The 12,031-nt window shown below is 44.6% G+C and carries 11 protein-coding genes; 1 reads left to right on the forward strand and 10 read right to left on the reverse strand.

Annotated elements, in window-relative coordinates; genetic code table 11:
- Position 1 precedes the first annotated feature (1 nt).
- The 5 genes from rlmH to leuS form a co-directional block, all read right to left on the reverse strand.
- A complete protein-coding gene (gene rlmH / locus ACMAZD_RS04495) occupies positions 2-472 on the reverse strand; it encodes a 23S rRNA (pseudouridine(1915)-N(3))-methyltransferase RlmH (protein ID WP_065104956.1) in 471 nt (156 codons plus the stop codon).
- A gap of 3 nt (positions 473-475) precedes the next feature.
- On the reverse strand, positions 476-793 hold the full coding sequence (gene rsfS / locus ACMAZD_RS04500) for a ribosome silencing factor (RefSeq protein ID WP_017104431.1): 318 nt from the start codon (positions 791-793) through the stop codon (positions 476-478).
- 66 nt (positions 794-859) lie between these two features.
- Entirely contained in the window at positions 860-1,885 is a 1,026-nt protein-coding gene (gene holA / locus ACMAZD_RS04505) for a DNA polymerase III subunit delta (RefSeq protein WP_435248728.1), read from the reverse strand.
- Between the two features lie 9 nt (positions 1,886-1,894).
- A complete protein-coding gene (gene lptE, locus ACMAZD_RS04510; protein WP_435248729.1) occupies positions 1,895-2,551 on the reverse strand; it encodes an LPS assembly lipoprotein LptE in 657 nt (218 codons plus the stop codon).
- A gap of 228 nt (positions 2,552-2,779) precedes the next feature.
- Positions 2,780-5,356: a leucine--tRNA ligase gene (gene leuS, locus ACMAZD_RS04515; RefSeq protein WP_435248730.1), complete on the reverse strand. Its 2,577-nt coding sequence runs from the start codon at positions 5,354-5,356 to the stop codon at positions 2,780-2,782.
- 265 nt (positions 5,357-5,621) lie between these two features.
- Between leuS and ACMAZD_RS04520 the strand changes: the two genes are divergently transcribed.
- Positions 5,622-6,092, forward strand: coding sequence for a zinc ribbon-containing protein (locus ACMAZD_RS04520; RefSeq protein WP_435248731.1), 471 nt, complete (start codon positions 5,622-5,624; stop codon positions 6,090-6,092).
- Between the two features lie 106 nt (positions 6,093-6,198).
- Here ACMAZD_RS04520 and lnt read toward each other — a convergent pair whose 3' ends face one another.
- The 5 genes from lnt to miaB all read right to left on the reverse strand — a co-directional run bounded on the left by lnt (position 6,199) and on the right by miaB (position 11,925).
- Positions 6,199-7,713: an apolipoprotein N-acyltransferase gene (lnt, locus tag ACMAZD_RS04525; RefSeq protein WP_435248732.1), complete on the reverse strand. Its 1,515-nt coding sequence runs from the start codon at positions 7,711-7,713 to the stop codon at positions 6,199-6,201.
- A gap of 32 nt (positions 7,714-7,745) precedes the next feature.
- A complete protein-coding gene (corC, locus tag ACMAZD_RS04530) occupies positions 7,746-8,636 on the reverse strand; it encodes a CNNM family magnesium/cobalt transport protein CorC (RefSeq protein ID WP_017104425.1) in 891 nt (296 codons plus the stop codon).
- A 120-nt stretch (positions 8,637-8,756) separates the two neighbouring features.
- The gene (gene ybeY / locus ACMAZD_RS04535; protein WP_435248733.1) at positions 8,757-9,218 is read right to left on the reverse strand and encodes an rRNA maturation RNase YbeY; all 462 of its coding nucleotides are present in this window, start codon (positions 9,216-9,218) and stop codon (positions 8,757-8,759) included.
- Positions 9,219-10,340, reverse strand: a complete 1,122-nt coding sequence (locus ACMAZD_RS04540; protein ID WP_065104948.1) for a PhoH family protein — start codon at positions 10,338-10,340, stop codon at positions 9,219-9,221. It lies immediately after the preceding gene.
- A 160-nt stretch (positions 10,341-10,500) separates the two neighbouring features.
- Positions 10,501-11,925: a tRNA (N6-isopentenyl adenosine(37)-C2)-methylthiotransferase MiaB gene (gene miaB, locus ACMAZD_RS04545; RefSeq protein ID WP_017104422.1), complete on the reverse strand. Its 1,425-nt coding sequence runs from the start codon at positions 11,923-11,925 to the stop codon at positions 10,501-10,503.
- Positions 11,926-12,031: the final 106 nt, after the last annotated feature.

Here is a 12,031-nt window from a genome sequence, read left to right on the forward strand (position 1 = left end):
CTTATTCTCGGTGGTACGGGTGGTTAGCAGTGATGCTCCAAGCTCGATACAAGCTTTCAGCCATGATAACGCGTACTAATGGGTGAGGTAAGGTCAGTGCTGACAAAGACCAGCTTTGATCCGCGGCTGCTTTACATGCAGGGGCTAATCCTTCAGGCCCTCCAATGAGGATGGACACATCGCGTCCATCTAACTTCCAACTTTCTAATTGCTCAGCAAGTTGTGGTGTATCCCATTTTTTCCCTGGGATATCGAGCGTGACAATACGGTTGCCTTTTGGAACCGCTGCCAACATCGCTTCACCTTCTTTTTGAAGAATACGTGCAATATCGGCATTTTTGCCACGTTTACCTGCAGTGATCTCAATGAGCTCTAATGGCATGTCGTGAGGGAAGCGACGGCGATACTCTTGAAAGCCTTCTTCAACCCACTTTGGCATTTTAGTGCCAACAGCAATCAGTTGGATTTTCAACGCTTAGCTCCAAAGCTTTTCTAGTTGATACAGCTCACGATGCTCTTCTTGCATAACGTGCAGCATGCTCGTACCCATATCTAGGACAACCCATTCGCCTTCTTTTTGTCCGTCCATACCTAGCGGTTGTAGACCTACTTTTCTTACTTCATCTGCGACATGTTGTGCAATAGAGGCAACGTGGCGCTTAGAAGTGCCAGTACAAACAATCATGAAATCAGTCACACTTGATTTGCCTTCTACATCGATAGTTACAATCGATTCTGCTTTCATGTCGTCGGCTTTGTCTGCAAGAAAGTCTTTTAGTTCTTCACGTAACACTGGGTGTTCCTTTAATCTGAATTTAGCTTTGTTTAGGGTATTTTGACCCTAGAATATAACACGCTTTTATGCGTGAAACGGTATAGAAGCGGAAGGGATACAAAACTCTACGCTTAACTGATGAATTAGTGGCCAAGGCGACTGTTCATATTGGGTTTTTGTTATCAATTCAGCTTGAGTGAGCAACGCAAACAGGGAGTGTAATCGAGAAATTGAAACTCTTGTTAGCGCTGCGTTATAGAGAGGTTTCTTAGATTGCCATATACGGTGCTTGTCAAAAACCTGCCCGATTGGCATCTGTTTCATTTGTTGCTGCATTTGTAATAGCAGAGCAAGCTCACGTTGTATGCTGCGCAGTAAAATGACGGGTTCGACACCTTCGGCTTCTAACTGACGCAGAATTCTTTGTGCACGGTTACCTTTGCCTGCCAATAACGCATCACTCCAATGGAATGGCGTAAAGTGGTTATGTCGGCTGAGTGACTCTTCTAGTCGGACTAATGTGAGCTTTCCGTCTGGATACTGTAGAGCCAGCTTTTCAAGGCTTTGAGTTAGGGCGAAGAGGTTGCCCTCGTGCCATTGAGCCAGCATCTGAATCGCTTCAGGGTCGGGTAGCAGACCAACCTGACGACAACGCGCTTGGACAAACTGAGGTAAGCGGCCGACATCAGGAGTTAAACAGCTTACCCAATGCCCTTGGTTCGAGAGTGCTTTGAACCATTTTGCATTCTCTTGGGCTTTCGTCAGCTTAGTTCCAACCAATATCAATAATATGTCGTTGTGAATATGCTCAGAAATCGCGAGTAACTCTTTCGCGATCGCAGCGTTAACCCCAGATTCAGGCAGTTCAAGCTCGATGATCTGGCGACTCGAAAATAGACTTAATGCTTGAGTGCAGTCATAGACTTGGTTCCAGTCGAGGCTATTATCAATCGCAAAACGGAGACGTTCATCGAAGCCTTGCTCTTTGGCCGTCTTTTGAATCGCTTCTCGGCTTTCCTGTAGCAGCAAAGGCTCGTTACCAAAAATTAGGTAAACGTTGCTTAACTGCTTAGCAAGTTGCTCAGATAAACGATCAGCAAAAATACGCATCAAATGAACCTATTGCTCAACAGTTACGCTAGGCTCAGCGTCTGGTGCTGCACTGGTGTCGATCTCAACATCGTCAATTTCGATGTTCTTGATGTTGTACTGCTTTTCTAGCTCTTTTACTTGAATGTTTTCTAACGCATCTAGATCCATACTACCTGCCGCAATGTTCGCTTTCAATCGAGCCATCTGACGAAGGATTTGGCTTGAGGCAAGCTTACGCATTTCATCCTCAATTATGTCTCGTTCAACCGATTTTGCGAGTGCGGTTAGCGGGTTGTCAAGGTAACTACGAGTCACGCTAGTTGAGAATGTTTTTGAACCTAGATCGGGGATAGTTACTCGATATGAAGAACGGAACGTCAGCTCTTTTTCTGCGGCTCGAGTGTTTTGGTATAGAGACAGGGTTCGCTCGCCAACACTCTCACTAATAATGTGCAAGTTAGGTGTGTTCTCAGCTGGTGGCACAATTTCTACATCATTCATACGCAGTTGGCCTTTCATCATTCGTGTGAACGTACTGTATTGGTCGTAACTGGTCACAGAGATCTTGTTGAGTTCTTCTGGTACGGAGTAATCACCACGCAGGTGGAAACCACAGGCACTTAGCAGGCTAACGGTTAAAACAACAATAGTAACTTTCAATGAAGATAGTGAAATCAGGCGCATTATTTGATGGCTCTCATGACGGTAGAATACTTATTTAAAGGCTTTAGAGCTTTTGAATCGTAGGGCTCTGGGTCTAAAGCACTTAAATAAGTAGACAGGGCAATATTGCACCCTGTCTAAAGACTGCTGAAAACAGAATAAGTTCGCTCCAGCAGTTATATGTGCAGACTAAAGATAGTTCGCTTTAATCTGCAACTAGTTAGTTAGCCAATGTTAGTTAAACTAATATTAGTTAGCTACGATGTTCAGAAGCTTACCAGGTACAAAGATAACTTTACGAATAGTTAAGCCATCTAAGAACTTCTTAGCGTTCTCATCGTTTAGACCAAGCTCACGAACTTGCTCTTCTGTTGCGTCAGCTGCAACCGTTAGCTTCGCACGTAGCTTACCGTTGATCATTACAACGATAGTCTTCTCGTCTTCAACTAGCGCTTTCTCATCGAAAGTTGGCCATGTTGCTGAGTCTACGTTTGATTCACCTAATGCAATCCACATTTCGTAAGAGATGTGTGGAGTCATTGGGTAAAGCATGCGAACCACTGCTTTTAGCGCTTCATCAAGGATTGCACGATCTTGTACAGATTCTTGAGGTGCTTTCGCTAGTTTGTTCATCAGTTCCATGATCGCAGCGATGGCAGTGTTGAATGTTTGGCGACGGCCGATATCGTCCGTTACTTTCGCGATAGTCTTGTGAATATCACGACGAAGTGCTTTCTGATCACCAGACAGCGCAGAAGCATCAACAGATTCAGCAGCACCTTTAGCTGAGTGAGCGTGAACCAGTTTCCAAACACGCTTAAGGAAGCGGTTTGCGCCTTCAACGCCAGACTCTTGCCATTCCAGCGTCATGTCTGCAGGCGATGCAAACATCATGAATAGGCGTACTGTATCAGCACCGTACTTGTCTACCATCTCTTGTGGGTCGATACCGTTGTTCTTAGACTTAGACATTTTGATCATGCCTGAGTGATCAACGTCGCGGCCTTGGTTGTCGACTGCTTTTTCAATGCGACCTTTCGCGTCACGGTCGATAGTCACGTCAGTTGGAGCAATCCATTCCTTCGTGCCTTTCTCGTTCGTGTGGTAGAACGCGTCAGCGAGAACCATGCCTTGACATAGAAGCTGTTTGAACGGTTCATCAGATGTCACGTAACCCGCATCACGAAGAAGCTTGTGGAAGAAACGAGAGTAAAGCAGGTGCATACATGCGTGCTCAATACCACCAACGTATTGGTCAACTGGCAACCAGTAGTTTGCTTTCTCTGGATCTAGAATGTCGTCAGCTTGTGGTGAACAGTAACGTGCGTAGTACCATGAAGATTCCATGAAAGTATCGAACGTATCAGTTTCACGTAGCGCTGGTTCGCCATTGAATGTTGTTTCAGCCCAAGATTTGTCAGCTTTGATTGGGCTAGTAACGCCATCCATTACCACGTCTTCTGGAAGAATAACGGGTAGTTGGTCTGCTGGTACTGGATGAACTTCACCATCTTCAGTGGTTACCATTGGGATTGGAGCACCCCAATAACGCTGACGAGATACACCCCAGTCACGCAGACGGAAGTTTACAGTCTTCTTACCTTTGCCTTCAGCTTCAAGCTTCGCAGCGATTGCATTAAATGCTTCTTGGAAAGCAAGACCATCGAATTCACCTGAATCGAACAGTACGCCTTTCTCTGTGTAAGCTGCTTCAGAAACATCTAGCTCAGAACCATCTTCTGGCTTGATTACTGGGATGATATCGATGCCGTACTTAGTTGCGAATTCGTAGTCACGTTGGTCGTGAGCAGGAACCGCCATTACAGCACCTGTGCCGTAATCCATAAGGACGAAGTTAGCTACGTAAACAGGAACAACACGACCGTTAAGAGGGTGGATAGCCGTTAGGCCAGTATCCATACCTTTCTTTTCCATCGTTGCTAATTCTGCTTCAGCCACTTTGGTGTTACGACATTCTTCAACGAATGCTGCAAGCTCAGGGTTGTTCTTTGATGCTTTCTCTGCAAGTGGGTGACCTGCAGCGATACCAACATAAGAAACACCCATTAGTGTGTCTGGACGAGTTGTATAAACTTCTAGTGGCGCTTCTTCACCGTTGACAGCGAAAGATAGCTCAACACCTTCAGAGCGACCGATCCAGTTGCGCTGCATGGTCTTAACCATTTCAGGCCAACCTTCAAGGTTGTCTAGATCGTCTAGTAGCTCTTGAGCGTACTCAGTGATCTTAATAAACCACTGTGGGATCTTCTTTTGTTCTACTGGAGTATCACAACGCCAGCAGCAACCGTCTTCTACTTGCTCGTTCGCAAGAACTGTTTGGTCGTTTGGACACCAGTTAACAGAAGAAGTCTTCTTGTACACTAGGCCTTGTTCGTAAAGTTTAGTGAAGAACTCTTGTTCCCAACGGTAGTACTCAGGTGTACACGTTGCGAATTCACGTTTCCAGTCGTAACCAAAGCCCAAAAGTTTAAGCTGGTTTTTCATGTATTCGATGTTTTCGTAAGTCCACGGAGCAGGCGCTGTGTTGTTTTTTACAGCTGCGTTTTCTGCAGGTAGGCCGAATGCATCCCAACCGATTGGCTGCATTACGTTTTTGCCTTGTAGACGTTGGAAACGAGATACCACATCACCGATGGTGTAGTTACGCACGTGACCCATATGCAGTCGGCCACTTGGGTACGGGAACATAGAAAGACAGTAGAATTTTTCTTTATTTGGGTCTTCACTTACAACGAAAGTCTCGCTGTCATCCCAGTGTTGTTGAACCTTTTGTTCAATCTCTTGCGGGTTATATTGTTCTTGCATCGATGGTATCCGGTTATCTTGGAATTTGTGAGTTCGGTTAGAACAGAATCTTACAGATCGTCATAGAATACCTAAAGGAGCTTAGTACAACAATAGTTATACTCTTCATACTTGCAGTTGCAGCGTGGTTGATTGCGTAAATTCAACCGAATTACCTAGGACAGCTATACTTAAGGGTATGAATTGCATTTGTTTGTTAGGAACTGGTCGCTTAACGGCAGTCCCGTTCACTAAGATAAAGCTTGGTCATCTTAAGGAGGTCGTTATGCCGAAGAAAAAAGCACTCTATGAAGAAGTCGTCGAAGAGGTGATAGAAACGCTGAAGCATAGTCCTGAAGAGCTTAACAACAAAATCGAGACGTCAGGTAAGTATGCAAAAGCCGCCAATGACATGACCAAAGACGAGCTGTCGTTGATTTCCGCTTACGTGAAGTCGGATTTAAAAGAGTTTTCCGAAAGCTATGAAGAGAGTAAGGGTGGTCCATTTTATTTGATGATAACAGATTCTATCTGGCAAGGGTTGTTGGACATCACTGATCGTACTAAGGTGGAATGGGTTGAACTGTTTCAAGACGTAGAACACCAAGGCTTGTATCAAGCGGAAGAGGTTATAGGGCTCGGGACACTTGTCTGTGATGAGTGTGGACATCAAACCGAATATAACCACCCAACGACGATTATTCCGTGTATTAAATGTGGTTCGACAGGGTTTAGCCGTAAAGCGCTTAAGCCATAAATTCCTGAACCATATTAAACCGCAGCAATAAAAAGGGTTGACCCTATCAGTCAACCCTCAAATTACTTTTCGTCGAATCTCGAATCTCGAATCTCGAATCTCGAATCTAGTCTTTTCTTCTCATAAACCAGCCTGCTACCAAACTCAGCAATGCCCAGATATACAGTGGCCAAGTACCGACCACGTGATAAGGGGTTTGACCATCCGTTGAAATGAGTTCAACTTTCAATACTGCCGTTGTAAACTGCGGTATTTGTTTGATGATCTTGCCTTTGTGATCCGTTACTGCCGTTACCCCATTGTTGGTAGAGCGAATTAGCGGCTTCCCAAGCTCCAGAGCACGCATCTGTGCGATTTCCATATGTTGCAATGGACCAATCGAACGGCCGAACCACGCATCATTAGAGAGCGTTAGGATAAAGTCAGTTTCATCGGTCACATTTTGTCTAACTTGATCATTGAATATGATTTCATAACACAACGCAGGCGCTAGATGACGACCATTTGCCACGATGTTTGGTTGAACAAAGTCGCCACGGCTGAATGATGACATTGGCAAGTTAAAGAACGGTGCTAACGGGCGTAGGATATCCTCAAACGGAACAAATTCACCAAACGGTAACAGGTGATGCTTATGGTAGCGCTCGTCTGGATCATAGCTGTACTCACCATATGGATTCACACCAAGTGAAAGAACACTGTTGTAGTACTTCTTATCTTCAGATTGATTCAGCACGCCAGTAATGATTGAGCTGTTGTTCATCTTCGCTGCGCTATCTAAGTTACGTAGGAAAGATGGAATCTCAACTTCGAATGCTGGAATAGCCGCTTCAGGCCAGATGATGATATCAGCGTCCCAGTTTTCTCGGCTTAGGTCTGTGTATTTCATCATGGTTGGCCAGCGATGGCTAGGTAGCCATTTGCTGTCTTGATCGACGTTGCCTTGAATCAGCACCACTGACGTTGTTTTATCAGGATTCGGGGTTACCCAGTTGATATTTCGAATACCGAAACCAGCACTAAAGACAATCGCAGGGATAATGCCGACACTCCAAGCCTTATTTATGACCGTATAAGTGAGTGCAGAAGCCGACACAATAATTGCTAGAGTCACAAGCTCGACACCACCAATCGGTGCGAATGAACCTAGTGGCGAGTCGATTTGGCTGTAACCTAGCCATAACCACGGGAAGCCTGTCATTACCCAACCGCGTAGCCAATCACAGATTAACCATAGTGCAGGTGCAGCAAGAAAAAATCGGCTTAGGTTATTGCTCGGAAAGAATTTGTTTAAACTCCAAGTAAATAGACCAGAGTAGACCGCAAGATAACCAACAAGCAATGCCATTAAGAATAAATTGGCAGCCAGTGGCATTCCGCCAAAGCCATCAATACTGACGTATACCCAACTAATACCAGTCGTGAATTGACCTAAACCCCATGCGTAACCAATCCAAAGCGCACTTTTTGGAGAGCGATTGTTGATCAGTAACAGCAATAAAGCTGGACTGAGAATAGCAAGAGGCCATATTGAATACGGAGCGAATGAAAGGGTTGTTATAGCGCCAACAAAAACGGCCGCAAGCGGCCGTAATAGGCGATGATTAAATAGTTTAGTCATCTAATTTCTGTCATCTCTTTAGAGAGAAGTTGTTATTCTTCGATAGTTGGAAGAGGTTGTTCGTCAGGTATCGTTACCTGCAACTGAATCACACGGCGGTTATCAGCTGATGTCACTTTGAAATGGTAGTTTTCGATTTCTACAATTTCGCCACGAACCGGTAAGTGACCTAATGCTGTCATTACCATGCCGCCGACTGTATCCACTTCGTCATCACTGAAAGAGGTTTCAAACGTATCGTTGAAATCTTCAATAGTGGTTAAAGCTTTAACAGCGAAGGTATGCTTACTCAGCTTACGAATATCTACTTCTTCTTCATCGTCGAATTCGTCTTCAATTTCACCAACGATTTCTTCGAGGATATCTTCAATGGTTACCAGGCCAGAAACACCACCAAACTCATCAACAACGATAGACATGTGGTAACGCTCTTCTTGGAATTCCTTGAGCAGGCGATCAACTCGCTTACTTTCAGGAACAACCACGACAGGGCGAATCACTTGTTCGATATCAAATGGGGCACTTTCTGAACCCAAATACTTAAGTAGGTCCTTCGCTAATAGAATGCCTTCAACATGGTCTTTATCTTCACTGATCACTGGGTAGCGAGAGTGTTGAGCATCAGTAATAAGTGCAATCAACGTATCTAAATCGTCGGTGCGTTCAACTGTAACCATTTGAGAGCGAGGCAGCATGATATCGCGTACTCGCATCTCTGAAATTTCCATAACACCTTCGAGCATGTCGCGAGTGTCGTGGTCAATTAGGTCATTAATTTCAGAACCGCGGATAACATCCACAAGTTCTTGGCGATCTTTAACTTCGCCTTGAAATATTTGGCCTAGACGTTCAAAGAAGGACTTTCTACTCGGACCTTCAGATTTTTTACTTCCCTCAGAAGTGGGGGGGTTACCTTCGTTCATGATTTCTCAAAAAATAACGCTATCAGAAGTGTGATAGCACACATTAAAACTCAGATTCCTGTGAAAATAACAGGTTCGATGAGTTCTTGTTTCTCTGCAATCTACGTTACTAGAGTCAATTTACTTTTCTAGAATGTAAGGGTCTTCAAAGCCCATAGTTTGCATGATTTCTGTCTCGAGTGACTCCATCTCTTCAGCTTCATCATCTTCGATATGATCATAACCTAGCAGATGCAGACTGCCATGTACAACCATATGAGCCCAGTGTGCTAGCAGAGGCTTATTTTGCTCTTCTGCTTCTTTTTCGACAACTTGGCGGCAGATAATAAGGTCACCCAGTAGATCTAATTCCATTCCTGGTGGCGCTTCAAATGGGAAAGACAGCACGTTAGTTGGCTTATCTTTTCCACGATAATCATGGTTGAGCTGGTGGCTCTCTTCTGTATCAACAATACGAACGGTGAGCTCGGCACTCTCTTGAAACTGAGAGATTGTCTTATTCAACCAAAGCTGAATATCTTGCTCGGTTGGGAGACCTTGCTCATTTTCGACCGCTATTTGCAGGTCTAGTTCAATAGACATCTATTTATCACCTTGTTCTGCAATTACAGAGCTATTTTGTGTTGCTAATTGTGTCGTAACGGCTTGTTGAGCCTCAAGAAGCTTAGCTTCGCGTTCTTCACGCTTACGTTGTTCAAACTCTTTGCGCTCTTTCTGGTCTTTTGCTTCCCACTTTTCGTACGCGTTGACGATACGAGCAACCACAGGGTGACGAACGACGTCTTCAGACATGAAGAAGTTAAAGCTAATGTCATCAACGTCACTGAGCACTTCAGTCGCGTGGCGTAGGCCTGATTTCGCCCCACGAGGTAAGTCGATTTGAGTGATATCACCAGTGATCACAGCGCGAGAGTTAAAACCGATACGGGTTAAGAACATTTTCATTTGCTCTACTGTGGTGTTTTGGCTCTCATCTAGAATGATAAATGCATCATTCAGTGTACGACCACGCATGTAAGCCAGAGGAGCAACTTCAATCACGTTACGCTCAATCAGTTTCTCAACACGTTCAAAACCAAGCATCTCAAAGAGCGCATCGTAAAGTGGACGCAAATATGGATCGACTTTCTGGCTTAAATCACCCGGAAGGAAACCAAGCTTCTCACCCGCTTCAACGGCAGGGCGAGTCAGGAGGATTCGGCGAACTTCTTGGCGTTCAAGAGCATCTACCGCTGCTGCGACTGCCAAGTACGTTTTACCTGTACCAGCAGGGCCAATACCAAAGGTGATGTCATGAGTGACCATGTTCATCAAGTATTGAGCTTGGTTGGGTGTACGTGGCTTGATGACGCCTTTTTTAGTCTTAATGGTCACTTCTTTGCCGTAGTCGATTTCAGACTCGACATGCTGCTCTAAAATACCAGACTCGGTGACCGCGAGGTGAACCTGTTCAGGTTCAATATCGGACACGTTGCCTTTGACAGGAGCCGTTTCTACATAGAGGTGCTTGATGATATCTAGAGCGGCCGCTGTAGTGTGAGGCTTGCCTACTATGGTGAAGAAGTTACTACGGTAATTAATTTCAACGCCAAGACGGCGTTCAAGGTGTTTGATATTGTCGTCGAATGGACCACATAAGCTTGCCAGACGTAGGTTGTCGGCAGGTTCTAGGTTAATCTCTAAAGTAACGATTTTATTGCTCAAATTAGCCTCTCATTTTGTGCCACTCACTCTTAAATAAAAAAAGAGCAAGAAGCCCGATATAGACCGGGCTTCTGATGGTGATTCCCTATTTCTAAGATGGTCACTTAGTTAGGTAATTTCAAGCTTTTTCGTTTGAGCTTTGTTCTCAAACGTTATCTGACTAAGGCGTAAATGTCGCTACACCTAGCTCATCTTCGCGTTTTGTTTTTTCCATCATTTCTGCTGGCGTCATTGCCACGCGTAGGCCCATGTCTTTTTCTGTACGAACCAGTTCACCACGTAGAGAGTTGGTGTAAACCTCAGTGATCTTCACATCTACGAATTGGCCGATAAGATCAGCAGAACCTTCAAAGTTCACAACACGGCTGTTTTCAGTACGGCCACGAAGTTCCATTAGGTTCTTTCTTGAAGGACCTTCTACAAGAATACGCTGCTCTGTACCTAACATTAGGCGAGAGAAACGCATAGCTTGAGTGTTCACCGTTTGTTGCAGCTCGTATAGACGATCTTTCTTCTCTTGTGCTGGCACATCACATGGGTAATCTGCAGCTGGCGTACCTGGACGAGGAGAGAAAACAAAGCTGAAGCTCATATCGAAATCAACTTCTTTGATCAGTTTCATCGTATCTTGGAAGTCTTGCTTAGACTCACCAGGGAAACCAACGATAAAGTCAGAGCTGATTTGAATATCAGGGCGAGCTTTACGCAGTTTACGAATGATAGATTTGTATTCAATTGCCGTATGTGGACGCTTCATCATAGTTAGAATACGGTCACTGCCACTTTGTACTGGTAAGTGAAGGAAGCTCACTAGTTCCGGTGTGTCTTTGTAAACTTCAATGATGTCGTCGCCGAACTCAAGCGGGTGGCTTGTTGTGAAACGAATACGGTCGATACCATCAATAGACGCAACTAGGCGAAGTAGTTCTGCAAATGTACAGATGTCGCCTTCGTGAGTTGGACCACGGAATGCGTTTACGTTTTGGCCAAGTAGGTTTACTTCACGTACACCTTGTTCTGCAAGTTGTGCAACTTCGTAAAGTACATCATCCATTGGACGGCTAACTTCTTCGCCACGAGTATATGGCACAACACAGTAAGTACAGTACTTAGAACAACCTTCCATGATAGAAACGTACGCTGTTGCGCCGTCTGCTTTTGGTTCTGGAAGATTATCGAATTTTTCGATCTCAGGGAATGAGATGTCCATTACAGGTTTCTCGTTAGACAGAGATGACTTAATCATTTCTGGCAGACGGTGTAATGTTTGAGGACCAAAGATTACGTCAACATAAGGTGCGCGTTGACGGATATGGTCACCTTCTTGAGTTGCTACACAGCCACCCACACCGATCACCACACCTTCTTTTTTATCTTTAAGCGTTTTCCAACGACCAAGCTGGTGGAATACCTTTTCTTGCGCTTTTTCACGAATAGAACAAGTATTCAGGAGTAGTACGTCTGCTTCCTCAGGTACTTCAGTTAGCTCATAGCCATTTGCAGCGTTAAGCAGGTCAGCCATTTTTGATGAATCGTATTCATTCATCTGACAGCCCCAAGTTTTAATTAGCAGTTTCTTACTCATTTTTTGTTCGCTCGATCGTTAGTTTAATTTAAGGGAGCAAATTGCCCAGTATTCATCTGCAAGTACCGTTTGTCATATTAACTCATTCAGTTTTTATGACTGGCTC

Origin of the sequence: Vibrio sp. nBUS_14 (assembly GCF_051201655.1) — a bacterium.
In the GTDB taxonomy this organism is placed as follows: Bacteria; Pseudomonadota; Gammaproteobacteria; order Enterobacterales; family Vibrionaceae; genus Vibrio.

Excerpts from the sequence above, each read along its gene's own strand:
- ybeY (WP_435248733.1), bottom strand. The coding sequence starts at position 9,218 with ATGTCTATTGAACTAGACCTGCAAATAGCGGTCGAAAATGAGCAAGGT.
- lnt (WP_435248732.1), bottom strand. The coding sequence starts at position 7,713 with ATGACTAAACTATTTAATCATCGCCTATTACGGCCGCTTGCGGCCGTT.
- corC (WP_017104425.1), bottom strand. The coding sequence starts at position 8,636 with ATGAACGAAGGTAACCCCCCCACTTCTGAGGGAAGTAAAAAATCTGAA.
- lptE (WP_435248729.1), bottom strand. The coding sequence starts at position 2,551 with ATGCGCCTGATTTCACTATCTTCATTGAAAGTTACTATTGTTGTTTTA.
- holA (WP_435248728.1), bottom strand. The coding sequence starts at position 1,885 with ATGCGTATTTTTGCTGATCGTTTATCTGAGCAACTTGCTAAGCAGTTA.
- miaB (WP_017104422.1), bottom strand. The coding sequence starts at position 11,925 with ATGAGTAAGAAACTGCTAATTAAAACTTGGGGCTGTCAGATGAATGAA.
- leuS (WP_435248730.1), bottom strand. The coding sequence starts at position 5,356 with ATGCAAGAACAATATAACCCGCAAGAGATTGAACAAAAGGTTCAACAA.
- ACMAZD_RS04520 (WP_435248731.1), top strand. The coding sequence starts at position 5,622 with ATGCCGAAGAAAAAAGCACTCTATGAAGAAGTCGTCGAAGAGGTGATA.